Below are 26524 nucleotides of genomic sequence, written 5' to 3'. Positions count from 1 at the left end.
TAACACGCTCTATATATTTATAACTTAATATGAATCTGATTCAGCTTCTGCTGTTCAATTATTATCTCCTGCATACGCTTCGGATCTACAGTCTTATTAAGTTCATGATTAAGGCTGTTAGCCTTAATTCTGATAACAATGTCATTAAGAGTCTTTTCTCTTTCCAGATTATTAAGGCTCTCATCGAGGTCTGCCGAAAACATTGCTGCGACTTCCGTATGTTCTTCTGTTGTTGCATAATCAGCTATAATTGCAGCAGGACTTATATTTCCTGTCCCATACTGTTCATATACTTTCTCTGCCACACCCGAAAATAACGGGTCAATAAAATCCTCTGGCTTAATGTAACCTGCAACCTTATCAAATATGTCCCTGTCACTTATGAGCCATGTAAGAAGCATTTTCTCTGCCTGTCTTAAACCATCTTCACGCTTCTTCTTCGGCTTACGCTCAACAGTTGGCTGCGGAGTACCTGCACCTGCATTTCTTGAAATAATCCCTTCCTGATTACCAAGTCTTGATACCATCTGCCTCATGCCATCTTCTGGTATCATAAACTGCCTGCACACTGCTTTAAGGTAATTATCACGTTCCAGCTTTTCTTTAAATGTAACAAGCTTTGCTGCAACCTCTCTTTCAAATGCAGTCTCGCTTTCCGGATCCCCCCTGTCGTAATTTCTTAACATGGTTCCTATCTCATACATAAAGCTGTTCTCTGCATTATCAATTCTTTCCTGAAATGCCTCTGCACCCATAGCCTTAATAAACTCATCAGGATCCTTATATGGCCGCATATTAATTACCTTCGTTGAAAGCCCTGCTTCCTTAAGAATCGGTATTGCTCGAAGTGCCGCCTTAACTCCTGCCTCATCACTGTCATAAGTTATAAGCACATTATCTGTATATCTCTTTAACAGCCTTGCATGTCCCGGTGTCAGTGCCGTTCCAAGTGACGCAACCGCCTGGTTAAAGCCCGCCTGATGCATTGATATAACATCCATATAGCCTTCACATATTATCATGTTAGGCTTTCTTGACGTTCTTGCTATATTAAGTCCATACAGATTGCGGCTCTTGTCAAACAATCTTGTCTCCGGTGAATTAAGGTACTTTGGCTTGGCATCACCCATAACTCGTCCACCAAATCCTATGACCTTATTATTAATATCCATAATTGGAAAAATTACTCTGTTCCAGAACTTTTCATGAATGCCTCTCTCATAAGTAAAAAGTCCTGATTCCTTCAGAATATCATCATCATAACCTTTGTCCTTCAACAGCTTGTACAGATTACCTGTTGACTGTGTTGCATACCCCAGTCCAAAGCTGTTAATCGTACTGTCAGACAATTCACGCTTCTTAAGATAATCAAGTCCGGCTTTCCCATTCTCACTTCTAAGCTGCCTGTAATAATATGTGGCAGCAATCTTATTAATCTCTAAAAGCCTGTCTCTTATCCCTCTTTCTTTGCGGTCTTCTTCTGACATAGACGTCTGCGGCAGTGCAACTCCGGCTCTCTCTCCCAGCATCTTAACTGCCTCTAAGAATGTCATATTCTCATATTCCATTACAAATGTTATGACATTACCCCCAGCGCCGCATCCAAAACAATGATATAACTGCCGCTGTCCTGAAACCGAAAATGATGGTGATTTCTCATTATGAAACGGACATAGTCCGGTATATGAACTTCCATTCTTTTTCAATTTGACATACCCGGATATAACATCAACAATATCATTCCGGGATATTACTTCATCTATTACTTCTCTCGAATACATTACTTCATCCCTTCCAGGCCTTTGGTACAAAGATTTCCTGAAACTTACTTATTGAATACTGGTCACTCATGCCAGCTATATAATCACACACAACCTGCTCCGGTCTTTCGTCAAATTCTGTTATAAATCTCTTATATGTATCCGGCAGTTTGTCTGTATTCGCAACATAGTATCTGTACAATTCTGTTATCAGCTTATCTGCTTTCGCTTCCTCACTTTTAGCTGTCGGATTAAGATACAGACTTTCAAACATGAATTTTCTTAATTCTGTCATTGCTTTATGTACAGGCTCTGACATTACAAGATCATTCTTTCCTATGCTGTTCATTATAATATCGCTAATCATGGTATTAAGTCTTTCCTTGGTTGAATTACCAAGAACATCAGTATATTCTGAAGGAATGTCGCTTTCCTTCAATATCCCTGCTCTTATTCCATCATCTATATCATGATTAATATACGCTATCTTATCTGATAGTCTTACTGCTTTTCCTTCAAGAGTTGATGGATTGCCTGATGTTCTATGATTCAATATTCCATCACGCACTTCCCATGTAAGATTAAGTCCCTGACCATCCTTTTCAAGAAATTCAACAACTCTTATACTCTGTTTGTAATGAGCAAATCCCATTGGACATAAAGAATTAAGTGTTCTCTCACCTGCATGTCCAAAAGGTGTATGTCCAAGGTCATGCCCCAATGCAATAGCTTCTGTCAGATCTTCATTAAGATTAAGTGCCCTTGCTATACTTCTTGCAATCTGGGCAACCTCTAAGGTATGAGTCAGTCTTGTTCTATAATGGTCTCCCTCTGGTGCAAGAAACACCTGAGTCTTATGCTTTAAACGCCTGAATGTCTTACAATGAATAATTCTGTCTCTGTCTCTCTGATATATAGTCCTCATAGGACATGGTTCTTCATCTCTGTCGCGTCCTCTTGACTCGTCAGAAAAGCTTGCATATGGGCTGAATATCAGATGTTCCCTCTTTTCCTGTTCCTCTCTAATGTTCATCTGTATGTGCCTCCCGCACTGAAACACTAATTTTAAAGCTCACAATTTAATTATTCAACAAAACATGTGTTTTTCCTTTTTTATTTTTTAAAATTTTTCACAAAAAAATTATTTGTTATTATCATTACCCACATTATGGACTGAAAAATCCACCAAATGCCCCTGCAGCCACACATGCAGCTACTGACATGGCGATATTATTACTACTGTCCGGTGCCTGTTTCTTCATTATTGCAGCTATTACCAATAACACTGTAATATACACTGCTCCATATATAATTCCTGCAGCCACTCTCCTCCTTTTTATCATCCATGCACTAAGCATTGCACCAGTAAAGCTTCCTGCCACATATATTCCAAATATAATATTATCAACTGCTTTTTCATCAAGTATAAATTTTTTCATAAGATATGTAAGAAGTCCGAGCATAAGCAGCGTTATTACATATCCTGCAATAAGAGATTTCACCATTTTTCTTATATAATCCATTGATTTCCTTGTTGTCCTCTTTTTATTAATTGTATGATTAAAAATGTTATCTTATGATTATCTCCTGTTTTCTTTAATAGCACTTGACGGCACAATGTGCGTACTGTAGAATGAAAAGAAATATTTTAATTTTATGACTGGAGGGATTTTTCTTGGATACGGATAGTATCATCCAACTTATTGCAATTGTTATTTTATTGGTTTTATCAGCATTTTTCTCATCTGCAGAGACTTCATTTATCACTGTGAACAGAATCAAAGTGCTGTCTTTAGTTGAAGAGGGTAATAAGAGGGCTGCTCTTGTAATTAAGATTATTGACCAGCCGGCAAAGATGCTCTCTGCTGTTCTTATTGGCAATAACATAGTCAATATCAGCTGTTCTGCATTAGCTACATCATTTACAATCAGTGTATGGGGTAATAAAGCGACAGGTATTGTTACCGGTGTTCTTACGCTTCTTGTTCTTATATTTGGTGAGATTACACCTAAGAATACAGCCAACATGTATGCCACTAATATGGCAATGGCTTATGCTCCTATAATATGGGTGCTTATGATTGTTCTTACACCTGTTATATTCATAGTAGACCACCTTGCAGGCTTCTTCTTATGGTTATTAAGAATTGACAATAACAAGAAGAAAGATATATTTACTGAGGATGAGATACGAACCATTGTTAATGTAAGCCAGCAGGAAGGTGTAATTGAATCTAATGAAAAGAAAATCATTAATAACCTTTTTGATTTTGGTGATTCAACAGCTAAAGATGTTATGATTCCAAGGATTGATATGACTCTTGCTGATGTCAGCTCATCATATGATGATATAATTTCTCTGTTCAGGCAGACAATGTATACACGTATTCCTATTTATGAGAATACACCTGATAATGTAATTGGCATTCTTAATATTAAGGATTTAATTGTCAATCCTTCTGATAACGATACATTTAACATAAGGAACATTATCAGAAAGCCATTCTTTACATTTGAGCAGAAGAATACTTCTGACCTGTTTAAGGAAATGCAGTTAAGTTCAACAAGCATTGCCATTGTCCTTAGTGAATATGGAACAACATCAGGAATGATTACTACCGAAGACCTGCTTGAAGAGATTGTTGGTGAAATTCGTGATGAATATGATACTGACGAAAAGGAAGCTTTATCTAAGATTAATGATACTACATACAGAGTTGATGGCTCATTTAAGCTTGACGATTTAAACGATGAGCTTGGTACTAAGCTCGAGTCGGAAGATAACGATTCAGTTGGTGGACTTATCGTTGAAAGACTTGACAGACTTCCTAAAGCCGGTGATAAAATCACTGTTGGTAATGTCTGGATGTTTGTCGAAAAGGTTGCTTCTAACAGAGCTGAATCTGTTATTGTAAAGATTATACCTGAGAAGAAAGACGAAACTAAAAAAGCTAATTAATTTTATAAAAAAAGCTGTGCATTAACATCATCTTGTTAACGCACAGCATTTTTATTATTAATACCTATTATATTACTGATTAAAGCGCCTTGATTCTTTCAAGTGCCTTAACTGTGTTCTCGTATGAACCAAATGCTGTCAGTCTGAAGTATCCTTCACCACTTGGTCCGAATCCTGAACCTGGTGTACCAACAACATTAGCCTTTTCAAGAAGGTAATCGAAGAATTCCCAGCTTGTCATCTTATCTGGAGTCTTTAACCAGATATATGGTGCATTAACACCACCTGATACTGTATATCCTGCTGACTTAAGTCCTTCAAGAATTGTCTTTGCATTGTTCATGTAGTAAGCAATCTGCTCACCTGTCTGCTTCTGTCCAGCTTCTGAATAAACTGCCTCGCCTGCTCTCTGTACAATGTAAGGAGCTCCGTTAAACTTAGTTCCATGTCTTCTTGCCCAGAGGCTGTGAAGTGTTACATCTCCACACTTAAGATCCTTAGGAATAACTGTGAAGCCAAGTCTTACACCTGTAAATCCTGCATTCTTAGAGAATGACCTGAGTTCGATTGCACATGTTCTTGCACCTTCACACTCATATATTGTATGAGGAACATCTGGTTCTGAAATGTATGCTTCATATGCTGCATCATAGATAATAACAGCACCAACCTTATTAGCATAATCAACCCACTTCTGAAGTTCGTCCTTAGTGATTGTTGAACCTGTTGGATTGTTAGGGAAGCAGAGATATATAATATCTGGTGTTTCTTTTGGAAGTTCTGGTGCAAAGTTAGTCTCTGCTGTACAAGGCATATAAACAACATTACTCCATGCCTGCTTCTCTGGAATATAATCTCCTGTTCTTCCTGCCATTGCATTAGTATCAACATATACAGGATATACAGGGTCACATACTGCAATCTTATTATCTACTGAGAAGATATCTCCGATATTACCTGAATCAGACTTTGCTCCATCTGATACGAATATCTCATCTGCTGATATATCACATCCGCGCTTCTTGTAATCATGGTCTGCAATTGCACTTCTTAAGAATTCATATCCAAGATCTGGTGCATATCCGTGGAAAGTCTCGGCATGTCCCATCTCGTCAACTGACTTATGTAATGCATCAATTACTGCCGGTGCTAATGGCTGTGTAACATCGCCAATACCAAGTCTGATGATTTCCTTATCTGGATTAGCCTGCTGATAAGCTGCTACTTTCTTACCGATTGTTGAAAATAAATAGCTTCCTGGAAGCTTTAAATAATTATCGTTAATCTTAAACATATATTCCTCCTTATTTTCTGCCTTGTTTTACAAAACTAACGCTTATTATACATCATTTTTTATTATGTTCCAAGATAAAATCTTGATAATCTTTCATATTCTGTATTAATTGCCTGTAAAAGTTCTTTATCTCCATGCATATTATCAGGATGATATATCTTTAAAAGCGCCTTATAACGCTTTTTTAAGGATGCTGTATCCTCAACACCCTTAAAGAATATCTTTACATTTTCAGCATTGGACATACTGCGCCTTGCCTCACGGTAAACCTTGTCCTTATATATAAGCTTTTCCCGCTCGAACTTATCTTTATCAATTGCAAGCTGTCTTGTTTCCCTTTCCAGAATATTCCATTTTTGTTCAAATAAATCTCTCTGACTCTCAAGCTGTTTCTTTAGCAGCATATTCTTACTCTGCTGTCTCTGAAGCATTCCCATCTGAATCTCAATGAGTTTTCTCTCATCTTCCAGATTTCTGCTTAATTCCTGCAGCCTTATATTCTCTTTAAACAGCCATTTCTTCTTCTCATCTTCACTGCTTAGTTCATCAAACATTGCAACCTCCATATCGGCTCCCCATCAAGCCAGCCGCAAAATATATCTGGTCAGATTCCACTATGAAACCAGAAAACCTTCAATGGCTTTTCTGAATCTACCGTTTTCATTGTATGTCTTACACCCGGTAATGCTATGAATGAATCCCCCGCTTTAACCTCAAACTCTTCGTTGTCAAGCCTGACAAATCCATTTCCTTCCAACACAAAAAATCCCTCCTGGTCATCATGAAATCCAGGATCTGGATTAAACTCTGTTTCTGAACATATTGTAACTCCTGAACAACAGCCATTGATACATCCATTAGCCTCTGTAAGGAATTTAACGCTTCTCCTTCCTTCTTCTCTTGCTGCAAGTGCTTCTTCCAATGTTATATATGGTTTCTTCATAATTAATCTCCTTCAGATATATAAAAAACGGAGTCCCAGACATATGCTGTAAGACCCCGTTTTATTATGTTCTCTATTCTGCCTGTTATTTATTCTCGTATCTTAAAAGCTCTGTATATGCAAGAAGGAATGGTCCTACACCCTTGGCATCATCTTCTACGATTGGCTCTGACATATAATAGTCATATGTACCAGGTCTTCTTCCATTACCACCAAGTCCTGCAACAAGACAGATACCACCGAGTGATAATGAACCATCTTCATTAGTCTTAAGGTATCTTTCACAGATGCCATCAATTGCTTTCTTGGCATACTGTGCGTAATCATCAGAAAGATATCCAAGACGTATAGCCTTAAGAAGTGCATATGCCATAATTGAACTTCCGCTTGTCTCAAGATAGTTCTTATCCATACCACCATAATTAACTACCTGATACCACATACCACTCTCATCCTGATACTTAAGCATTGAATCGACAAGATCCTTAAATGCATCCTCAAGCATCTTGCATTCAGCATCATACTTATGGTCCTTATTATCAACCTGATCAAGTGTATCAATAAGCGCCATTGTATACCAGCCAATAGCTCTTAACCAGCTGTGCTGTGATAAACCTGTAACCTTATCACACCAGAATGCTTCCCTGCTTGTATCCATTGCATGGAAATAAAGTCCGTTAATAGGATTCCTCATATTCTCAATTACGAACTTGAACTGTCCGAAAATATCAGAGTAATTCTTTCTGTCATTGTATCTTGTCTCATATTCAAGATAGAATGGAAGTCCCATATAAAGACCATCAAGCCATACCTGATTAGGATATATATCCTTATGCCAGAAGCTTCTTGCTTCATTCTGGCATCTAGGCATAATCTCTATCTGTGAATATACTAAATCTGCTGCCTTCTTATACTTTTCCTTACCTGTAAGATCATATAATTCAAATAAAGTCTTACCAGCATTAACATTATCAATATTCTTCTCACCAATGCTGTAGCCATCTATTGTACCATCTTCAAAGACTCTGTAATCTATAAAATCATCTGCAAACTTAAGATACTTTTCATCCTTGGTTAAGTCATACATCTGAAGAACTGCTTTAATCATACAGCCATCAATATAGTTCCACTTTGACTTAAGGCCCTGCTTAATCTTTTCAATGTTCCATACAGGAGCATCTGGTGTGCTTTTTTCCAGAAGTCCGTCAATATACTTTACTACTGCGTCCATTATTTCTGTCTCCTTGTCAACTTATATGGGGAAACATATATATCAATTCCGCCCATATTTTATAGAAATTGTACACTAAAAAATGCCTTTAAGCAACCCATTTTTAACAAATATAGCCAAAAACATAGATTTTTATTGACTATATGCTGATTAAATACGAAAATATAATCAATAATTCATTGTAAATGCTTTTATAAAAATATCATACACATTTTGTATAAAGTTATTATTCAGAAAGGTCAGATTATGAAAACAGGAATTGTATTTGAAGGTGGCGCATTCAGAACCATATTTTCATGCGGTGTTATGGATGCCATGTTAGAAAATAAAATTATGCCTGATTACATGATTGGTGTATCAGCCGGCGCTGCATACGGCGTATCCATGGCATCAGGACAGATTGGAAGAAACTTAAAGATTCTTATTGATTATAGAAATGATAAACGTTATGTGGGACTTAGTAACATGGTACACAGGGATAACCGTTCTCTTTATGGGCTTAATTTCACATTTGACACTATTCCAAATGAACTTGTGCCTTATGATTATGATGCATTTCACAGATATAAAGGTACTTTCAAATGTGTTGTAACTAATGTACTCACCGGAAAACCTGAATATAAAACATTCACAGGATATGACCGCACCAACCAGCTTTTACGGGCAACATGTGCTCTCCCACTGGCTTTTCCTCTTATATATCTTGATGGGACACCTTACCTTGATGGTGGTTTAAGTGATTCCATACCTTTTGAAAAAGCATTTGAAGATGGCTGTGACAGAGTTGTTGTTGTTCTTACCCGTGAAGCAGGCTATCAGAAGCAGACAACAAGTTCAGTGCGGACCCTTGCAAGAGCTTTCCTTAAATATCCTGAAATTCAGCGTGATATTCTTCTTCGTGCTGAACGTTACAACCGGTGCTTAAAGCGTCTTGAACGCTACGAAAAAGAAGGCCGCTGCCTCGTTATCCGCCCTACTAAAAGCAAGGGCTTTGGAAAGATTGAAAAGGACTTTAATAAGATTCTTTCAATGTATAACGATGGATATAACCAGACTTATTCTTTAATCAATGAAATACAGAGGTTTTATCATTAATATATGTAAAGAAATACCTGTATTTTAGTCTGATAACCTCAGATATTACTCACCTTGTGTAAGTAAATGCTGCCATTTGCACACCGGGTTCGTAATAATTTGGTTATCAGACTAAAATACAGGTACTTCTTTTTTATATATAAATAATAAATTCTTAAAAATTTCCGAACACAAAATCTTTTACTATTCCGATTGCTTCTCTTACCATATAGTTTATGAATAGTACATGGTCGCTTTCTGCTGGCATTCCACAGGTATTGTTTAATCCTGCATGTCTGGCAAGAAGGCGGCTTCTTGCTATATGGAAGTTGTTGGTTACTATGCCAACCAGTGAATCTGTATTCTCTATGTATTGTACTGAATACTTCATATTCTCTGATGTATCTGTTGAATTATCTTCCTGTATTATGCGTGAGCCATCTATTCCTTTAGATACAAGATAATTATACATTGCAAATGCTTCTGTTGTATTTTCACCTTTTCCCCTGCCGCCTGATACTATTATTGTGGTATCAGGGTTATCTATTGCATAGGAAACAGCAACATCTAACCGGTTCTTAAGTGACCTTGTTATGTGGTCACCTCTTATCTGGCAGCCAAGTACTATTATATAATCACAGTTATCCTTTGGCTTTGCCATCATTCCTTTAATTATCAGTGCTTCTATAAAAATAAAAAGAGACGCACCAGTTGCCATTATCACTATAAAGCAAATTCTTAAGACCTTTGCCACATGAATTATTCCTTTGATTTCTAATACTCTCACTGCAAATACTAATCCAAAAAAGACAGCACCCAGCAGCCATATAAATATAAATGATGAACCTACCCCTGCGTATGTTGCACACACTATATAATATCCCATGCATATAAGTGCCAGCACAAGCCATATTGTATACATAAAACTACTATTCTCCGTTACTTTTTCCATACTTTATTCCACGCTCATACATCAATTATCCTGCATAATCCACATTTTTACCCGCAAATTCAGGATAATCTGCTGATTTCTGGTTCTGTCCGTAAGATGTGGCAGGATATTTAATTGCTGTATTTGTGACACCACCTGACACATACGACCTTCCGCACTCTGGACAGACAGCCGTTTTAAGTGTAACTGTCGCATTCAGTACTTCGCCATCTTTACTGGCAGCCTTCCTGTTCGCATTAGAAACATGCTCCTGTTCATGTGCCATAACCTTTGTGGCCGCTGCTGACGGGTCAATATGTGCTGCACTCTTAAATGAAACATTTACTTCATCTGAACCATCCTTATATTCCCTGTTCGCACATGTTTCACATTCCACCTGTCCGGAACGCTTCATTGCTTTAAGTCTTGCAGAGCTTATATCCTGTGTATCAACACCTGCTACATTAACAGACAGATTTCTATTCATATCATTAACGCCGTTAATCATCATCTTAATGTGCACCCCCTTCATGTAAAATGTTTAAACAATATATCTGTATTTAATATAACATAGTTTGATAATTATGCTAGTTTTTTTTGATGTAAAAGTTTAATATATACATACAAACAATCAATAATATAGAAACGAGGTATTATATATGTTTACATTTAACAAAGATGTTACAGCTACTAACTGCGAACCTGGTGTTACAAGAAAAATATTATGCTACTCTGATGACCTTATGATGTGCGAGATTCATTTTGAAAAAGGTTCTAAGGGCAATTTCCATAGCCACAAGCATCTGCAGATTACTTATGTTGCTAAGGGAAGCTTTGAATTCACTATCGGTGATGAAACTAAAATCGTTAATCAGGGCGACAGCGTATACATGCCTTCTGGCGTAACCCATGGTGTTACATGTCTTGAAGAAGGAATCCTCTGTGATGTATTCAATCCTATGAGAGAGGATTTTCTTAAGTAAAATGAAGGTACCATTTAATATTAATCTTTCAGGTAAAACTGCTATTGTAACCGGAGGAAGCGGAACTCTCTGCTCAGCCATGGCATATGGACTTGCCGTATGCGGTGCTAAGGTTGCAATAATCGGACGTAACAAAGAAAAGCTTGCTTCTGTTTCTGAGAAGCTTACTAAAGATGCTCTGGATGAATATAACAAAAATGTTACTGTTAAAGGCTACAGCTGCAATGTAATTAATAAAGATGAGCTTTCAGCTGCTTATGAAACTATTAAGAATGAACTCGGCAGCTGTGATATTCTCATTAATGGTGCAGGCGGCAACCAGCCTGGTGCAATTACTTCCATCGAGATGTTAAAGAAAGAAAAAGAAGATTCTGACTATTCTTTCTGGAATCTTGATGAAGACAGAATACGCGATGTTATGGATCTTAATTACATGGGAACTCTTCTTCCTATTCAGGTATTTACTAAGGATATGGTTGAAAAAAGAAGTGGCAGTATTATCAATATTGCTTCTGTAACTTCTATTCTTCCTCTTACTAAGGTTATGGCTTATGGTAATGCCAAGAGTGCTATTCTTAATCTTACACAGTGGCTTGCTGTACATTTTGGCGAAAGCGGCATACGCTGCAATGCAATTGCGCCAGGATTCTACGCTGCCGAGCAGAATCATGATCTCTTATTCAATGCTGATGGCTCATATACAGACCGTGCCAGAAAGATTATTGCCGGAACACCTATGGGACGCTTTGGCAATCCTGAAGAGCTTATTGGTGCTGCACTCTTTCTTGCAAGCGATGAAACAGCCAGCTTTGTCAATGGTATAGTGTTACCTGTTGACGGCGGATATAGTGCTTATAGCGGAGTGTAGGATTCTTTAGTTGGAAACTGTATATAATTCAAGGCGATGTCAGTTTTGACATCGCCCTTTTTGTTGCGTTTTTTGTTCATTGGACTTTTTGCGTGTTTTTCTGAGCTTCAACATCCAATCCGTCACTCTTTCTCGTTCCGTTTGGACTTTTGCTTGCATTCCCACTGCTTCAACGTCCAATCTGACACGTTTTTTCATCCCTTTTGGACTTCTTCTGTGACTTTCTCCACTTCAACGTCCAATCTGACACGTTTTCTCATTCCGTTTGGACTTTTGCTTGCTTTCCCACTGCTTCAACGTCCAATCCGACATGTTTTCTAGTCCCTTTTGGACTTCCTCTGTGACTTTCTCCACTTCAACGTCCAATCCACCCCGCCGCCTCACAATAAACCATCTCCAGTCTCACAAATGCCTACACTACAACCCAGCCCTGATAATCTCAGCTGCCTTAACCATATTCTTAAGGCTTGCTTCTGTCTCTGGCACACCTCTTGTCTTAAGTCCACAGTCTGGATTTACCCACAACTTGTCTTTGTCTATCTTTGTTAGCATTATCTTTATTGCACGGGTAATCTCTTCTACCGACGGTATTCTTGGTGAATGAATGTCGTATACTCCCGGTCCAACCTCTGTTTCAAAGTTGTTTTCTCTTAACGAATCAAGAATCTGAAGGTCTGAGCGTGATGCTTCAAATGTGATAACATCAGCGTCCATATCGTCTATTGCTGGGATTATATCTGTAAATTCACTGTAACACATATGAGTATGTATCTGTGTTTCAGGTTTTACACCGCTTGCAGTAAGTCTGAATGCTGGTATTGAAAAATCAAGATATTCTGTATTCCAGTCAGATTTTCTTAATGGAAGCTTTTCTCTTAAAGCTGCCTCATCAATCTGAATAATCTTAATTCCATTTGCTTCAAGGTCAAGCACCTCATCTCTTATTGCAAGTGCAATCTGCGAAATTGATTCCTTGATTGTAATATCTTCTCTTGGGAATGACCAGTTAAGAATTGTTACCGGACCTGTAAGCATTCCTTTCATTATCTTATCTGTAAGTGACTGTGCATACACAGACCACTCAACTGTTATCGGCTTCTTGCGGTAAACATCTCCCCATATAACAGGTGGTTTAACACATCTTGTTCCATATGACTGAACCCATGCTTTCTCTGTGAACAGAAAACCTCCCAACGCTTCACCGAAATATTCAACCATGTCATTTCTTTCGTATTCTCCATGAACAAGTACATCAAGTCCGATTTTTTCCTGCCATCTGACACATTCTTCAATTTTCTTCTTATTAAATTCAACATACTGTTCTTCGCTGATTTCACCCTTACGGAATGCTGAACGGTTGGCCTTAACATCTTTTGTCTGTGGAAATGAACCGATTGTAGTTGTAGGCAGCTTCGGTAATGCAAATTCTTTCTTCTGAAGCTGCTGTCTCTCACTTCTTGCAGGAAGTCTTCTGTAATCCGCCTCTGTAACTTCCGCAAGTCTTTTCTTTACAGATTCATTATCACATTTTCTTGTACCTGCAAAAAGCTTCCTGTTTGTCTTGAATCTTTCATCTTCTTCAATATTTCCACACTCGGCAAGCACGCTTAATTCCTTTAATTCCACAAGCTTTTCTTCTGCAAATGCGAAGTAATTCAGATATTCATCCGAAAGTTTATTCTCATGCTTTAATGTATATGGAACATGCTGCAGCGAACATGATGTTGATAAAACCGTCTGTATTCCCTTATCTTCAAGCTTTTTAAGCACATTCAAAGTCTTCTCATAATGGTTCTTCCAGATATTCTTTCCATTTACAAGTCCAGCGAATAATATCGTGTCCTTTGGAAATCCATATTTTTCAATGAGTTCTGCTGTCTTCTTTCCCTCAATAAAATCAAGTCCGATTCCGTCAAACGACAGCTTAACAATATCTTCATACACATCCCTCACGTCTCCGAAATATGTCTGAAGCAATACTTTGCATGATTTCTTCTTACCTAAAATATCACTATACATTTTGACAAACAGTTCTCTGTCTTCTTCTGTCATGTCCTGTACAAGTGCAGGCTCATCAAACTGAAGCCACTGGATTCCTACAGCTTCACATTTGCTATAAACATCTTTATATGCTTCAATAAATGCATTGATAAAATCATCTGCCTTCTTCTTGCCTGTAAATCTGCACAGCTTAAATAATGTATACACACCTGTGATTACCGGTTTTGTCTCAATTCCAAGTTCTTTTGCCTCTGCATATTCTGCCCACAGCTTATTACCTGTAAGTCTTATCTGCGTGCTGTCCTCAACCTCTGGAACAATATAGTGGTAATTAGTATTAAACCATTTCTTCATTGCAAGGGCTTTTACATCACCGTTCTCTCCCTGATAGCCCCTTGCCATTGCAAGATATTTATCAAGCTCTGAAACCTCAAGTTCATTGTATCTTTCAGAAATTATATTCAGTAAAAATGCTGTATCAAGCACTATATCATAATATGAAAAATCATTGCTTGTGATATAATCAATTCCTGCCTCTTTCTGTATAAGCCAGTGTGTCTTTCGTAACTCCTTTGCTGTCTGTGTCAGTTCATCTGCACTTATTTCTTTTCTGAAATATTTTTCTAATGCAAACTTTAACTCTCTTAATGTTCCTATCCTTGGATAACCTGCTACTGCTGTCTTCATACCTGCTCTCCTCATCTATTATTTGATATTGTCATTATAAATTCCAAAAAAGCATTTGTATAATACATAAAAAAAAGAGTTAGTCATAGTTTAAAACTATGGCTAACTCATTTTACATATATGCAATGACTATTTAAGATACTTCCTTATAGCCTCAAGATATGTACTTCCAAGCCTGCTAAGCATCCCTTTTCTGTGAGTTATGTAACCAATATGCATATCTGATTCATCAGCAAGCGGCACTGCTATAATGTCTTTTCCGTTGAGCTTCTTGTCAATAATACCACTACTTACTGTGTAACCATTAAGACCAATCAGCAGATTAAAAAGTGTTGCCCTGTCACGGACTCTTATGTTCTTCTTTCTTGCTGTTTCTGAGAATATCTCCTCTGAGAAATAGAATGAATTATGTTCGCCCTGCTCAAATGACAGATAAGGATATTCTTCTAACTGCTCATTATGAATGACACTGCACTCTGCAAGTGGATGTTTTCTGCTTATGAATACATGTGGTCTTGCTGTAAAAAGCTCATGAAATTCAAGTTCATATGACTTTAAAATCTTTCTAATAACAGCCTCATTAAAATCATTAATGAACAGTATTCCAATCTCACTTCTTAACCTTGCAACATCCTCGATAATCTCATAAGTCTGCGTTTCTCTTAAGCTGAAATCATACTCATCCTGCCCGAACTGCTTTATAAGGTCAACAAATGCGTTGACTGCAAAAGAATAATGCTGTGTTGATATACAATATTGCTTTCTTCCACCATTATCGCCCTTATACTTATCCTCTAAGATTGCCGCCTGGTCAAGAATCTGTCTTGCATACGATAAGAACTCTTCACCTTCTTTAGATACACTTATTCCTTTATTAGTTCTGTTGAATATCGTAATATTCATCTCTTTTTCAAGTTCATGAATTGCATTGGTAAGGCTTGGCTGTGAAATATATAATTTCCCTGCCGCCTCAGTAATCGTGCCTGTCTCTGCAACCATAACGATGTATCTTAACTGCTGTAATGTCATACTCTTACCTGCCTGAATAATATTTAAAATATTGTAACATATTTTTGTTGTTTTTTAAAAAATATTATGATACAATCAGCCCGTAAAAATTTCTGATTATGAACGGAGGTGGATTTTCATGGATAGTTGCGATCGTATAGGACGAAGTAAGAACTGCGGTGTATACTATAAGTGTAAGCTCGGAATGTGGCTGTCTGTGAGAATCTCATAACCACATTCTAATAAATTGTGCCTTTTATACATCGCATCAGAGGATCCTTACTATCACAATCATCTGTAGCGATGTATTTTTATGCCCAATTCAGGCAAGAAGGAGGTCACAATGAACAAAGTATTATTTCCAAAGAAAGATTATGTAAAAGAACTTGGCAGGATTTTTAAGTCATCTAAGAATTCGCAGAAATTAGTTAAGGCACTTTCTAAGTATCATGAAAAAGATATTGCTGAAGCAATCACTCTTCTTACACCTGCTGAAAGACAGCATATATATAACGTTCTTGATGAACATATGATTGCTGAGATTTTCTCTTATCTTGATGATGCTGAAAAATATCTTGAAGAACTGTCATTAGAGAAAGCTGCACGTGTAGTATCTTACATGGATTCTGATGATGCGGTTGATGTACTTGACGATTTGTCAGAAACTAAGAAGAATGAAATTGTTGAACACTTAGACGCTGATGCAAAGGAAGATGTCCAGAAGCTTCTTTCTTATGAGGACGATGAGATTGGTAGCTGCATGACTAATAATTTCATATGCATACCAGATAACCTTACTATAAGAGAAGCCATGAGTGCCCTTGTCAAGCAGGCTGGTGAGCACGACAATATATCAACTATATATGTAGTCAATAGTGCTGACAAGTTTGCCGGAGCAATTGATTTAAAAGATTTAATTATAGCAAGGCAGAATGATAATCTTGCCGACATAATAAGCAGTTCATACCCTTATGTATATGAGCATGAAAATATCAATGAATGTATTGATAAGATTGCAGATTACGAAGAGGATTCCATTCCTGTACTTACTGATGATGGAAAAATATGCGGTATCCTTACTGCAACAGATATCGTTGAACTCGTTGACGATGCAATGAGTGATGACTATGCAAAGCTCGCCGGTCTTACTTCTGAAGATGATTTAAGCGAGCCAACTCTTGTAAGTATCAAGAAACGTCTGCCTTGGCTTATTATACTGCTGTTTCTTGGAATGGCAGTTTCATCAGTTGTAGGAATATTTGAATCAGTAGTTGCTGTCCTTCCGATTGTAATATGTTTCCAGTCTCTCGTTCTTGACATGGCTGGTAATGTCGGAACACAGTCACTTGCTGTAACTATCCGTGTACTTATGGATGAGACTTTAAGTGCTAAGAAAAAGTTATCACTTCTTTTCAAAGAGATGAAGATTGGTTTCATTAATGGTGCAAGTCTTGGAATCATGGCACTTGTATTCTTAGGTGTCTATATTCATATATTCAAGAAATATGCGTGGATATCAGCATTTTTAATATCTGGCTGTGTCGGATTATCTCTTATTGTTGCAATGGTTGTTTCGAGCCTTGTGGGAACTATTATTCCTATGTTCTTCCACAAGATTCACATTGACCCGGCTGTTGCGTCAGGTCCGCTTATCACGACTGTGAACGACCTCGTTGCTGTTGTCACTTATTACGGACTTGCAATGATATTTCTTGTTGAGATATTTCATGTGTGAGAATGGAAACGAGTGTTTTCTGACTATTCAATTATCAGAAAACACTCGTGCTTTATTTTGTCTAATTGATAATGTACATAATAACACTTACTACAAACCTTTTATCACTATGTTCAATCTTGATATTTCCTCCATATTTTTCTGCAATCCTGTTTATATTCTCCAAACCATAACCATGCTCTTTCCCCTTCAGACTGACAATATTACCATTTTCTTCTTCTACTTTCCCATCAAATGTGTTGGATACATATATATATAACATATTTCCATTATATTTTACATTCACTTTTATATAAGAGTCTTTTACTTTAATAGCATTCTCATAAGCATTATCTAGCAAATTACCCATAATTATATTAATATCCATTGCACTAATCCCCATATTTTCAGGTACAACTACATTAATATCCGTTTCTATACATTTATCCTTAAACTTTCCATTATAATAATTAAAAATTCCATCTAATGTGATATTTCCAGTATTAAATACCGTTTCCGAACCATTTATATCTCCCATCAATTCATCTGAATATTTCTTTAATTCATATAGTTTTCCAGCCTCTGCCAGACTGTTAATCTCCCTTATATGATGTTTCATATCATGTCGGATAGCTCTTATTTTCTTATCATTCTCAATGTTCGTCTTCATCTGCGCATCATAATAATGCATTTGTTGTTTAAGATTCTCATTTTCCTGCATAAATATATATCTATCTAACATATTAGAATAAAACACATAAAGCATTAAATTTAATATCAATACAGATGTACTCATAAATAGTATTCCATATGAAGATAATCCACTTTCCTTATAGACTGCAAAAAGTGTGCATACACTCATAATAGATACGATAAACAATATATACCACTGTCCCATAAATTCTGACTTTAACTTTTTTCTAAATCCAAGTCTTAACATCATAATAACTATATAAAAAAACAAAACGGAGACAAATGCAGCAACTACCTGATATTGCTCTGTAACAATATTAACTGCTGTCACCATATAAACAATGAAATCCAAAGCTACCATTATTGAATAACAAAGTATACTAAGTAACAATTTGCTCCGGATTTTCCCTTCATATACCAGTGAAATTATAATTATCCCTGCTATTGTAGACAATGTATTAATATAATTATTACTGATTATCAAGAAGCACCCCGTTGTTAATAAAAATGCTAATAAACCTGCCAACATTTCCTTAAATCTGCTTTCGCAATCCAGAAATATCCTAAAATACTCTAATGTAATAAAAATTCTGGCTAACTCAATTATTACAGTCAATACTATATCAAACATTCTCATATATTATCCTGCTCCATTTGCAAATCCAATATCTGCATATTGAACGATTTCCTATAATTCTTGCTTATTGCAATATAATCCCCATTATCCATTACAATCTCATTAAGTAAAAATTCTTTAATATGTCTAATATTAACTACTATGGACTGATTAACCATAACAAAATAAACCGGGAGTCTATTTAACTCCTGCTTCAGCTTTCCCACATATCTTTTTTCACTATCAGAACAAATTATGTTAATCTGATGTTTATCACTTTTTAAATATATAATATTTCCATATAAAACCTTATATTGACTTTTATTATAAATGTATGTAAAAAATCTCTTATCCTGTCTGTCTAGCTGGAGGAGTTTTTCTATTTCCGAACATATCTTTTCGCAACTTAATGGCTTTACAAAAAAATTATACGGATGTATATCAAACAAATCTAATGCATAAGATGTCTTAGAAGAAATATATATTATATGCATTCCTACATTCATCATTGATTCCCTTATATAGTAACCAACATCCACACCATTCTTTTCTGGTAATTCTATGTCAAGAAATAATATATCCAGATCAGTCTTTTCTGGCACATCATTTATGAAGGATTCTGCACTATTCCAGACAAATACCTCAACACTATCGCTTTTATTCCTAAATCTTTGCTGAATACATGTTTCTATTTCCGAACATGTTGATATCTCATCATCACAAATTCCAATCCTGTACCTCATACAGTTCACCTTATATTCATTATAATATTCTGCAGTTTCCCAATGCTCAACAACATTGTTGCAACTGTTACAGACATAATTATTATACCACTCCAAGACTGTTGATTACCAATAAAAAGTATTGAAAATGCTAACGACTCCAAAATCAGAATATTCAGTGTCCGCATTTTATAGATTTGTTTGTCCTTATCATCTAACTCATTATTTTCATTTTCAACAGGTGCAAAACATAATATAATAAGTGAATCAATAAAACACAGAAATATCTGCATTAATGCATTGAATTCAAAATTCTTTATAATAATTAAAACAAATATATATATGAACACAGACATTATTGCACATGTAATTCTATGTCTGGTATGATAACCACCAGCATTTTGTCTCAACGGTATAAATGTAAAAAGGAAAAAAACTGCTTCAGGCAACATTTTCATTATCATAGCAATTAATATTGCAACAATTGCAGCCACACTTAACATCTTAATCATTTCTATTCCAAATTCAATAACTTTATTTTCATCTTTATTATTTATATCAGAATTATGCACAATATAATTATATATTCTATTATCCATTATTATTTCATTCACACTTTCTCTTGGGCAACAATCCTGCCCTCGTAAATCTCAATTATCTCATCAGACAGCATTTCAAGTTCTTCCTTATCATGACAGGCAATTATTATAAGTGCTCCTCTCTTTTTCTGCTCCTCAAGTATCTCATGAACCTGCTTTGCTCCTGCTTCATCAAGCGCATTTATTGGCTCATCAAGTATAATAATATCCGGATTCTCCATATAGGCTGCAGCAATTCCTAGTTTCTGTTTCATTCCCAGTGAATATTTCCTGTATGTTCTTTTATCGTCAGGATCAAGTCCTACCTGTTCCATGACATGCCTTATATCCTCAATTCCTGTATTATTTTTAATGCATGCCAGCATTTCTAGATTCTTTAACCCTGTATATTCCTGAACAAACGATGGATTTTCTATAAGAATCCCTATACTTGGTGGAAATGAAAAGTCTTTTCCAAGTATTTCCCCATCAATCTCAATTTCACCTTTCACCTTTATAAGCCCACTTATAGCCCGCATAAGCATGGTTTTACCTGAGCCATTCTTACCTTTAAATCCATACACTCTGCCGCTTTCAAGTTCAAGATTAACATTATCAAGTACTCTTGCACCTTTTATGTCTTTGCATACATTTTTTAAAACAACTCTCATGCACTATACCTCCTTAGCATTCAGTATATCTATCCTTCTTATATATACATATCCCAGTATTGCACATAGCAATATTATTACAGCATCAGCCAGCATCATATGCACACTGTCTGTTCCCCCTGATATATATACATTATTTCTCATACACATCAATCCATTAAATATCAGAAATGCATTCCCCGAAAATATTGTTATAACCATTCCTGCTGATATAAGCAGTAGTGATATTATTGGTGAGCATAGCATAGACAACAGCATCTGCACCAATGCAATGGTAAATAATGACATCAATGGAAGAACAATACTTATAATAACCATTTCACTTGTAGCTACTGCTGATGTATTCTTCGAATATCCATACATATGAAGCACTTCCATATGTACATTAAGTCCTGGTTCATAACGATGGATTACACTTATAATTTCAATCAAGATATCTGTTATGGCAGTTATATAAAATGCACTTGCAAAACACCACACTATTTTACTTACAAACCACTTGCCAATGCTTCCGCACCTCAATATTATCTGCATTCCAACGCTGCTTAAGTCCTTAACACAATAGCTCCCCACAATAAATGAGATACCCAGCACCATAAACAGATATTGTTCTGACATGTAATACTCCATGATATTATCCAGTCTGATTATTCTACTGCCCCTGTAGAACACCTGAAGCAGATCTCCTGCTGACACACTGCCACAATATCCTTGCGTTCCTATTTTTCTTCTTAGACTCAAATCTGCCACAATTACCAATACCACTATTACAATTGTTGCTATTATATACAAATATTTTCTTTTAAACATTCCACGGACTATATCATTCTTTAATATATTCCAAAACATTATCTGTTTCTCCTTAAACTGTCAGACTTTCCCATTATTAACACAACCATGAGCAGTGCTACCGCCAAGACCACAAGATATACAAGATTTCTATATTCCCATCCGCTCTGATATACGCGGTAAGTTATATACGCTCTTAATATTCTGATATTGCCTTGTTCTATCAGCATGTAAAGATTAACAACCATACATATAAAATATCCAGCAATCCAGCTACGCACATATCTATATATTATTAATAACAATTCCATAATAATAAACATTATAAAAATGAGAGTTATGAATACACCTGCAAATACCGTCACGGATTCTGTATATGTCAGATATCCTCCATAAACCCTCTGTGCCATGGCATTTTTCTCATTCCAGTTATTCATAATTCCATGTGTTGATATAATCCCTCCTGTAAGCACAACAATTGCCGTAATAAATACATATGCTGCAATTCTTACAGCCCCTCCGGCAATAACAGCCAGATAGAATTTTCTTACATTAACATATCTTACCATTCTGTTATCATCATACATTCTCCTGAAATATGATATTAACAGTAACATAATAACCGGCATTGCCATATATGGAACGATTTTATAATTATATGTAATCACAAAATCTTTAACGCATGTAATTCCCATCGTCTTTCTTGATGCAAATGCAAATTCACACGCAATAACTGAAATAAGATTTACAATTACATAAAAAAACATATCTCCCAATTCTGACTTACTTATCCTGACTCCACATTTCATAAATTCTCCTACAACTGTTCAATGTAAAACACCATTCTTCTTTCCAACGGATACTGTGACATAATTATATAAACATCAGATTCTGCATATCTTTGTCTGCTGTTTATCTTCCAGACATCATCATGTCTTATACTGGTTACCAGCTGTACTCTCTGTATCTCACCAGCTTCAACTGAATTTATGTCAATATTCATTTTTTCCAGTGAATTACTGTCCCCATTAAATTCTGTACAATAGAAAAAAAATGTTATCAGACGGTTTATGCTTACCGCCTCCTGTGCATTATTTTTTATATCAATTGTAAACACTAGATAATCAGTGTCATCTTTCCCCACTGAAAATACTCCAAGCTGTTCCTTTGTATACTCTTTTAATATACTTTCTCTATCATACATTTTACACGCAACTGGCGAAATACTCACATCTGCTGTAATAACATCCTCTATATCAGGTGTGTAATTAATCCATTGACCATACCCACATTTTTCAATCTTTTTCCTGGGGAATATCGTATTGATTCTTATTACAAGCACAAGCCATGCTATAATAACTACTATTATGCAGACAATGATTGCAGTTCTTTTCTTTCCCTCTTTACCAGATAATCTGTCATTATAAAACATCCATTTTCACGCCCCTTACTATAAAATGTACATAACCACATATAACAAGCACAACAAACAATATACATAAGGAAACCAGTGTTGTTGGTGAACTCTGTGGAACATAAAACACTTTCTGTATTGCAAGACCTCTTATGATTGGATTGCTGGCATATGTAACAAGTCTGCCCGATACAACACATATAAGAAATGGCAGTGACATAACAACAAATCTGTTATTAGCATATAAAGATAAGGATAAAGCAAGGCCAGCTATAAGTCCCGCAAATACAAATATCAGTATCATATACACCAGCGAATATACAACAACATTTTTAATAGCCAGTTTCATAAATACAGCCTTATAATTAGGCAGTTGATACCAGTCATAAGTAATAACCGGTAGCACAGTCATTGTCAGCATAAGATTAAGTAATAATGGAAATACTGCCGAAACCCCGGCTGTGATGAACACTGCTATTGATTTTGCCACCATGTATATACTTTTCTCTCCTCTTATGGCAATATTCTTAAGTATCCCAGATTTCCTGTCTGTATAATATGATGCTGCATATGGTATTGTTATCAGCAGAAATACTACCATCTGATATATATTGATTTCTGCATTAATCATTCCACCCATCCAGCCTTCACTAACATTTCGTACTACAGAAGACGCAATATATGGATTATATCCGTCAAATATATGTTTAACCAACGGAATAACTTCCAACACAAAATGTGCCACTCCCAGCAATCCACCTAACAGCATTGCTGCCTTCAGCTCTTTTCCATGAAAAGCTCTATACAGTTCTATTCTTATCATTCTCCCCACTACATCACCCTCTTATTCTATATTAACTTTTATAAAATTTTCTCCATTAGCTACCTGCTGGACTCCCAGAAGACTTAATCTCAGATAAATATTGTCATAATCTATATCCTCTGTAGCAGCCGCAACAATTTTATCATCTTCATTTTTATAATAACTTTGTATTATCTTATCCGGTTCAACCATGCATAAAACTATATTCCGGCGTTCTCCTGCCATAAGTGTAATATATCCACGGTCTGCACCTGTTGATTCTGCATAATCATGAAATATCGACTCGCTGATATTCAATCTTGTAATTTCCCCATTTCCCTTGTCCATATAATAAGGTCTGATTCCATCAATATTTATTGTTGCTTCAGATTCCGAATTATTATCAAGTTCAGCTGATATCATAAAAATCTTAGTTCCTACTCCTTCATATCTGCTATAAAACATTCCATTATCTTTATCATATATATTAGTAAACCCTGCTTCTCTTTCACTTACCTGTTCTATCCATTCCATAAAATTGCTGTCGGTACCGCCTATTTCTTTGTACCCATCCATATTATCAGCCAGAATAACCTTATTAACTTTAATACTGATATCATAATTCAAATGTGGTGATGTAAAAATTGTTCCTTCTTTTGAATAATCATCTATAATAACTACATCTGATGGCAATTTTGCAACCTCGTCCTCAATTACATATTCACATCTTGTTTCAATTTCATCCGGTTTCTCTATATCTTCCTGTGTTACATTCGTATCTGAATAATCTTTATACGAAACTCCACACCCTGATATAACAGTCATGCTCACCACCAATATAGCTGTCTTCTCTATCAATTTCCTTCTCATAAGCCGTGTCCCCCTTTATTAACATAGGATGCCTACACTTTCTCTAAATGAAGGCATCCTTGTTCATACAGCTACGAAATCTTAATACTGCGCATCATCTGGATTCCAATAACCTGAGAATGCGTCTGAATCATTTGAATTAAGTCTTGCCTGCATATATACACCCTCATCATATATTCCGGTTCCATACCATCTGACACTTTTTCCTTCATACATATTGTATTCACCTCCCCAAATTCCAGAAGATCTTCCACGTGGTCGAACTGCATATGATGAACCTGATACTCCTTCTTCCCATGTGCAATACATTGTTATAGCATGTCTTGTTTCTTTATACTCTGTACTGGTCACACAAGTATTACCTGCATCAAAACTGAAATCAAAATCATAATTGGTATTACTTGCCAATACTGGCAGAGTTGTCATAGCAATCAACGCTGAACTTAATACTACCGTCAACGCTGATGTAAAATTAAATCGCTTCTTCATAACATTTTCCTCCTCAATTAAAATTTTCTAAGTTTCTTTACTTCTGCACTCATCTTTGGCTGGTAAGTAAAAAACGGACATGCAACATTTGCATAATGTGTTGCGACTTTAATTGCTGCATTCTTTGTTTTGTTAGCAATTTTCCCCCTGACAAATTCAGTAAACATATTTTTATCACCTCCTCATGTTTAGCACCTGTTTCATGTTAAGATTATACTATCACATTCTAATATAACAATTTCATACCATGCATATTTAGACGCCTATTCGACATATTTGGCATTTTATTTTTTATTAGGAATCGGCTGATGCTTGATTCAAGTCAGTAAGATATATCTTATAATGCTGATAATGTAGGTAAGACTGCCATGTGGAAATTTGTTGAGAAATAATCCAAAGAAGATTATTCAAAAACTGAAAAGACTCTTAATAATAATTAATTTGTTACAACAAGAAGGAGCATGTTACTTGATATCTTGCAACATGCTCCTATACATTTTCATTATCTATTTTTTACTTTTCAAAAGACCAATTATGTTTTTTAATTCTGAAACTAATGAAATAAGCTGCCAGCATTTCAATCACTGCAACAACAGCTATTATCATAATATATTTATTAAAACTATGAATATCTGATAATGTATGCAGAAAACAAGCATACATCATGCTCATAAAACATGCTGTTACAAGACTGTAAGCCTCACTCATTACTCCTTCGTATTTATGCTCGTTGATATAATCCTGAATAACAAGCACAGCCAGATTAAGCACAAAAACTATAATAAGCTGCACATTTATAATCTTTCCTATGTATCTGGCAATCTTCCATAAATCTACCTCATGATTATTAAATATGCAGCTGCACGCAATCATCATAATAAAACAGTATCCCATACTTGCAAATCCTATTATATTATATACACGCCCGCCTGCATTCCCGTTATGCATATGTACTCCGCCAGACTTTTCACCTGCAAGCATTATAGCAATCATTATAGCCAGCGAAACCGTAAGATAACCCAGAATTGAATTATCTGCCTGTCCTCTGAATGAATACCATCCACATACAAGCATATATCCGGCAGCTATGCAGGATACACCACTCGAAATGAATTTTCTTTTCTTCACCTTGTCCTGAAGCTTTACTGCTCTTACAACCTCTGTAACTGCTGTTTCGCTATCAGGCTCCGTAACATCTCCTATCACAATATCCTGAATTCTTATATCAAGCACCCTCGACAATTCCTCAATTACACTGATATCGGGAAAACTGTCTCCTTTTTCCCATCTGGAAATTGCTTTGTTAGTCACTCCAAGCAAATCACCCAATTCAACCTGTGTATATCCTTTCTTAATTCTCGCACTCTTAATAAGCTCACCTGTTTTCTGTTTGTCCATAGAGCTACCTCCTGATTGTAGTATTAATA

28 protein-coding genes are annotated in these 26524 nt (G+C 36.0%); 5 read left to right on the top strand and 23 right to left on the bottom strand.

All coding sequences use genetic code 11. From position 1 onward, the window contains the following. Positions 1 to 17: 17 nt before the first annotated feature. From dnaG to EUBELI_RS03225, 3 genes are all read right to left on the bottom strand, one after another. Positions 18 to 1781 carry a DNA primase gene (gene dnaG, locus EUBELI_RS03235; protein ID WP_012738925.1) on the bottom strand — a complete coding sequence of 588 codons (1764 nt, stop codon included), beginning with the start codon at positions 1779 to 1781 and terminating at the stop codon, positions 18 to 20. A 4-nt stretch (positions 1782 to 1785) separates the two neighbouring features. Then, complete coding sequence (locus tag EUBELI_RS03230) at positions 1786 to 2793, bottom strand: deoxyguanosinetriphosphate triphosphohydrolase (protein ID WP_012738924.1); 1008 nt, start codon at positions 2791 to 2793, stop codon at positions 1786 to 1788. 133 nt (positions 2794 to 2926) lie between these two features. Then, a complete protein-coding gene (locus EUBELI_RS03225) occupies positions 2927 to 3283 on the bottom strand; it encodes a TIGR04086 family membrane protein (protein WP_012738923.1) in 357 nt (118 codons plus the stop codon). A gap of 152 nt (positions 3284 to 3435) precedes the next feature. On the opposite strand from EUBELI_RS03225, the gene EUBELI_RS03220 reads away from it, so the two are divergent. Continuing rightward, complete coding sequence (locus tag EUBELI_RS03220; RefSeq protein WP_012738922.1) at positions 3436 to 4719, top strand: HlyC/CorC family transporter; 1284 nt, start codon at positions 3436 to 3438, stop codon at positions 4717 to 4719. 79 nt (positions 4720 to 4798) lie between these two features. Here EUBELI_RS03220 and EUBELI_RS03215 read toward each other — a convergent pair whose 3' ends face one another. From EUBELI_RS03215 to EUBELI_RS03200, 4 genes are all read right to left on the bottom strand, one after another. Next, on the bottom strand, positions 4799 to 6013 hold the full coding sequence (locus tag EUBELI_RS03215; protein ID WP_012738921.1) for an LL-diaminopimelate aminotransferase: 1215 nt from the start codon (positions 6011 to 6013) through the stop codon (positions 4799 to 4801). A gap of 62 nt (positions 6014 to 6075) precedes the next feature. Continuing rightward, positions 6076 to 6579 carry a J domain-containing protein gene (locus tag EUBELI_RS03210; RefSeq protein WP_012738920.1) on the bottom strand — a complete coding sequence of 168 codons (504 nt, stop codon included), beginning with the start codon at positions 6577 to 6579 and terminating at the stop codon, positions 6076 to 6078. A gap of 38 nt (positions 6580 to 6617) precedes the next feature. After that, entirely contained in the window at positions 6618 to 6956 is a 339-nt protein-coding gene (locus EUBELI_RS03205; RefSeq protein ID WP_012738919.1) for a cupin domain-containing protein, read from the bottom strand. Between the two features lie 85 nt (positions 6957 to 7041). Then, positions 7042 to 8187 carry a glycoside hydrolase family 88/105 protein gene (locus EUBELI_RS03200; protein WP_012738918.1) on the bottom strand — a complete coding sequence of 382 codons (1146 nt, stop codon included), beginning with the start codon at positions 8185 to 8187 and terminating at the stop codon, positions 7042 to 7044. Between the two features lie 246 nt (positions 8188 to 8433). Here EUBELI_RS03200 and EUBELI_RS03195 point away from each other — a divergent pair, with 246 nt between their 5' ends. After that, positions 8434 to 9282 carry a patatin-like phospholipase family protein gene (locus EUBELI_RS03195; protein WP_041687998.1) on the top strand — a complete coding sequence of 283 codons (849 nt, stop codon included), beginning with the start codon at positions 8434 to 8436 and terminating at the stop codon, positions 9280 to 9282. A gap of 154 nt (positions 9283 to 9436) precedes the next feature. Here the strand turns inward: EUBELI_RS03195 and EUBELI_RS03190 are convergent, their stop codons facing one another. Next, a complete protein-coding gene (locus tag EUBELI_RS03190) occupies positions 9437 to 10213 on the bottom strand; it encodes a YdcF family protein (protein ID WP_012738916.1) in 777 nt (258 codons plus the stop codon). A 25-nt stretch (positions 10214 to 10238) separates the two neighbouring features. Then, positions 10239 to 10703 carry a hypothetical protein gene (locus tag EUBELI_RS03185; protein ID WP_022097483.1) on the bottom strand — a complete coding sequence of 155 codons (465 nt, stop codon included), beginning with the start codon at positions 10701 to 10703 and terminating at the stop codon, positions 10239 to 10241. Positions 10704 to 10851: 148 nt separating this feature from the next. Here EUBELI_RS03185 and EUBELI_RS03180 point away from each other — a divergent pair, with 148 nt between their 5' ends. Further along, on the top strand, positions 10852 to 11175 hold the full coding sequence (locus EUBELI_RS03180; protein WP_012738914.1) for a cupin domain-containing protein: 324 nt from the start codon (positions 10852 to 10854) through the stop codon (positions 11173 to 11175). Position 11176: 1 nt separating this feature from the next. Next, positions 11177 to 12043 carry an SDR family oxidoreductase gene (locus EUBELI_RS03175; protein ID WP_012738913.1) on the top strand — a complete coding sequence of 289 codons (867 nt, stop codon included), beginning with the start codon at positions 11177 to 11179 and terminating at the stop codon, positions 12041 to 12043. 417 nt (positions 12044 to 12460) lie between these two features. Here the strand turns inward: EUBELI_RS03175 and metE are convergent, their stop codons facing one another. Further along, positions 12461 to 14731, bottom strand: coding sequence for a 5-methyltetrahydropteroyltriglutamate--homocysteine S-methyltransferase (gene metE, locus EUBELI_RS03170; protein WP_041687996.1), 2271 nt, complete (start codon positions 14729 to 14731; stop codon positions 12461 to 12463). 129 nt (positions 14732 to 14860) lie between these two features. Next, on the bottom strand, positions 14861 to 15760 hold the full coding sequence (locus EUBELI_RS03165) for a LysR family transcriptional regulator (RefSeq protein ID WP_012738909.1): 900 nt from the start codon (positions 15758 to 15760) through the stop codon (positions 14861 to 14863). A gap of 322 nt (positions 15761 to 16082) precedes the next feature. Here EUBELI_RS03165 and mgtE point away from each other — a divergent pair, with 322 nt between their 5' ends. After that, positions 16083 to 17474: a magnesium transporter gene (gene mgtE / locus EUBELI_RS03160; protein WP_228003409.1), complete on the top strand. Its 1392-nt coding sequence runs from the start codon at positions 16083 to 16085 to the stop codon at positions 17472 to 17474. A gap of 61 nt (positions 17475 to 17535) precedes the next feature. Here mgtE and EUBELI_RS03155 read toward each other — a convergent pair whose 3' ends face one another. The 12 genes from EUBELI_RS03155 to EUBELI_RS13550 all read right to left on the bottom strand — a co-directional run bounded on the left by EUBELI_RS03155 (position 17536) and on the right by EUBELI_RS13550 (position 26495). After that, positions 17536 to 18783 carry a sensor histidine kinase gene (locus EUBELI_RS03155; RefSeq protein WP_012738907.1) on the bottom strand — a complete coding sequence of 416 codons (1248 nt, stop codon included), beginning with the start codon at positions 18781 to 18783 and terminating at the stop codon, positions 17536 to 17538. Then, a complete protein-coding gene (locus EUBELI_RS03150; RefSeq protein WP_012738906.1) occupies positions 18780 to 19505 on the bottom strand; it encodes a LytR/AlgR family response regulator transcription factor in 726 nt (241 codons plus the stop codon). Before EUBELI_RS03150 ends, EUBELI_RS03155 begins: the two co-directional genes overlap by 4 nt. Positions 19506 to 19510: 5 nt before the next feature. Continuing rightward, positions 19511 to 20098, bottom strand: coding sequence for an accessory gene regulator B family protein (locus tag EUBELI_RS03145; RefSeq protein WP_012738905.1), 588 nt, complete (start codon positions 20096 to 20098; stop codon positions 19511 to 19513). Then, positions 20095 to 20733, bottom strand: a complete 639-nt coding sequence (locus EUBELI_RS03140) for an ABC transporter ATP-binding protein (RefSeq protein WP_012738904.1) — start codon at positions 20731 to 20733, stop codon at positions 20095 to 20097. Before EUBELI_RS03140 ends, EUBELI_RS03145 begins: the two co-directional genes overlap by 4 nt. A gap of 3 nt (positions 20734 to 20736) precedes the next feature. Beyond that, the gene (locus tag EUBELI_RS03135) at positions 20737 to 21582 is read right to left on the bottom strand and encodes a hypothetical protein (protein WP_012738903.1); all 846 of its coding nucleotides are present in this window, start codon (positions 21580 to 21582) and stop codon (positions 20737 to 20739) included. After that, positions 21582 to 22331, bottom strand: coding sequence for a hypothetical protein (locus tag EUBELI_RS03130; protein ID WP_012738902.1), 750 nt, complete (start codon positions 22329 to 22331; stop codon positions 21582 to 21584). The genes EUBELI_RS03135 and EUBELI_RS03130 overlap by 1 nt, the downstream gene beginning before the upstream one ends. Before the next feature lie 8 nt (positions 22332 to 22339). After that, on the bottom strand, positions 22340 to 22954 hold the full coding sequence (locus EUBELI_RS03125; protein ID WP_012738901.1) for a hypothetical protein: 615 nt from the start codon (positions 22952 to 22954) through the stop codon (positions 22340 to 22342). After that, positions 22944 to 23768, bottom strand: a complete 825-nt coding sequence (locus tag EUBELI_RS03120) for a hypothetical protein (protein WP_041687994.1) — start codon at positions 23766 to 23768, stop codon at positions 22944 to 22946. Before EUBELI_RS03120 ends, EUBELI_RS03125 begins: the two co-directional genes overlap by 11 nt. 12 nt (positions 23769 to 23780) lie before the next feature. Next, complete coding sequence (locus EUBELI_RS03115) at positions 23781 to 24608, bottom strand: hypothetical protein (protein ID WP_012738899.1); 828 nt, start codon at positions 24606 to 24608, stop codon at positions 23781 to 23783. Positions 24609 to 24689: 81 nt separating this feature from the next. After that, on the bottom strand, positions 24690 to 25097 hold the full coding sequence (locus EUBELI_RS03110; protein ID WP_012738898.1) for a hypothetical protein: 408 nt from the start codon (positions 25095 to 25097) through the stop codon (positions 24690 to 24692). A gap of 17 nt (positions 25098 to 25114) precedes the next feature. Beyond that, the gene (locus EUBELI_RS13875; protein ID WP_012738897.1) at positions 25115 to 25264 is read right to left on the bottom strand and encodes a cyclic lactone autoinducer peptide; all 150 of its coding nucleotides are present in this window, start codon (positions 25262 to 25264) and stop codon (positions 25115 to 25117) included. Positions 25265 to 25610: 346 nt separating this feature from the next. Further along, positions 25611 to 26495 (bottom strand): helix-turn-helix domain-containing protein, encoded by an 885-nt coding sequence (locus tag EUBELI_RS13550; protein WP_012738896.1) that lies wholly within the window; start codon positions 26493 to 26495, stop codon positions 25611 to 25613. Positions 26496 to 26524: the final 29 nt, after the last annotated feature.

The sequence above is a fragment of the [Eubacterium] eligens ATCC 27750 genome (assembly GCF_000146185.1).
GTDB lineage: Bacteria > Bacillota > Clostridia > Lachnospirales > Lachnospiraceae > Lachnospira > Lachnospira eligens.
Note: the sequence above shows the minus strand (reverse complement) of the source record. Positions and strands in the feature narration are given on the sequence as shown.

Coding starts and splice junctions, on each gene's coding strand:
- EUBELI_RS03175 (WP_012738913.1), top strand. CDS start 11,177: ATGAAGGTACCATTTAATATTAATCTTTCAGGTAAAACTGCTATTGTA.
- EUBELI_RS03215 (WP_012738921.1), bottom strand. CDS start 6,013: ATGTTTAAGATTAACGATAATTATTTAAAGCTTCCAGGAAGCTATTTA.
- EUBELI_RS03155 (WP_012738907.1), bottom strand. CDS start 18,783: ATGAGAATGTTTGATATAGTATTGACTGTAATAATTGAGTTAGCCAGA.
- EUBELI_RS03185 (WP_022097483.1), bottom strand. CDS start 10,703: ATGATGATTAACGGCGTTAATGATATGAATAGAAATCTGTCTGTTAAT.
- EUBELI_RS03230 (WP_012738924.1), bottom strand. CDS start 2,793: ATGAACATTAGAGAGGAACAGGAAAAGAGGGAACATCTGATATTCAGC.
- metE (WP_041687996.1), bottom strand. CDS start 14,731: ATGAAGACAGCAGTAGCAGGTTATCCAAGGATAGGAACATTAAGAGAG.
- mgtE (WP_228003409.1), top strand. CDS start 16,083: ATGAACAAAGTATTATTTCCAAAGAAAGATTATGTAAAAGAACTTGGC.
- EUBELI_RS03150 (WP_012738906.1), bottom strand. CDS start 19,505: ATGAGGTACAGGATTGGAATTTGTGATGATGAGATATCAACATGTTCG.
- EUBELI_RS03180 (WP_012738914.1), top strand. CDS start 10,852: ATGTTTACATTTAACAAAGATGTTACAGCTACTAACTGCGAACCTGGT.
- EUBELI_RS03115 (WP_012738899.1), bottom strand. CDS start 24,608: ATGAGAAGGAAATTGATAGAGAAGACAGCTATATTGGTGGTGAGCATG.
- EUBELI_RS03135 (WP_012738903.1), bottom strand. CDS start 21,582: ATGTTTTGGAATATATTAAAGAATGATATAGTCCGTGGAATGTTTAAA.
- EUBELI_RS13875 (WP_012738897.1), bottom strand. CDS start 25,264: ATGTTTACTGAATTTGTCAGGGGGAAAATTGCTAACAAAACAAAGAAT.
- EUBELI_RS03110 (WP_012738898.1), bottom strand. CDS start 25,097: ATGAAGAAGCGATTTAATTTTACATCAGCGTTGACGGTAGTATTAAGT.
- EUBELI_RS13550 (WP_012738896.1), bottom strand. CDS start 26,495: ATGGACAAACAGAAAACAGGTGAGCTTATTAAGAGTGCGAGAATTAAG.
- EUBELI_RS03225 (WP_012738923.1), bottom strand. CDS start 3,283: ATGGATTATATAAGAAAAATGGTGAAATCTCTTATTGCAGGATATGTA.
- EUBELI_RS03195 (WP_041687998.1), top strand. CDS start 8,434: ATGAAAACAGGAATTGTATTTGAAGGTGGCGCATTCAGAACCATATTT.
- EUBELI_RS03130 (WP_012738902.1), bottom strand. CDS start 22,331: ATGAAATGTGGAGTCAGGATAAGTAAGTCAGAATTGGGAGATATGTTT.
- EUBELI_RS03165 (WP_012738909.1), bottom strand. CDS start 15,760: ATGACATTACAGCAGTTAAGATACATCGTTATGGTTGCAGAGACAGGC.
- EUBELI_RS03210 (WP_012738920.1), bottom strand. CDS start 6,579: ATGGAGGTTGCAATGTTTGATGAACTAAGCAGTGAAGATGAGAAGAAG.
- EUBELI_RS03125 (WP_012738901.1), bottom strand. CDS start 22,954: ATGTTTTATAATGACAGATTATCTGGTAAAGAGGGAAAGAAAAGAACT.
- EUBELI_RS03190 (WP_012738916.1), bottom strand. CDS start 10,213: ATGGAAAAAGTAACGGAGAATAGTAGTTTTATGTATACAATATGGCTT.
- dnaG (WP_012738925.1), bottom strand. CDS start 1,781: ATGTATTCGAGAGAAGTAATAGATGAAGTAATATCCCGGAATGATATT.
- EUBELI_RS03200 (WP_012738918.1), bottom strand. CDS start 8,187: ATGGACGCAGTAGTAAAGTATATTGACGGACTTCTGGAAAAAAGCACA.
- EUBELI_RS03205 (WP_012738919.1), bottom strand. CDS start 6,956: ATGAAGAAACCATATATAACATTGGAAGAAGCACTTGCAGCAAGAGAA.
- EUBELI_RS03140 (WP_012738904.1), bottom strand. CDS start 20,733: ATGAGAGTTGTTTTAAAAAATGTATGCAAAGACATAAAAGGTGCAAGA.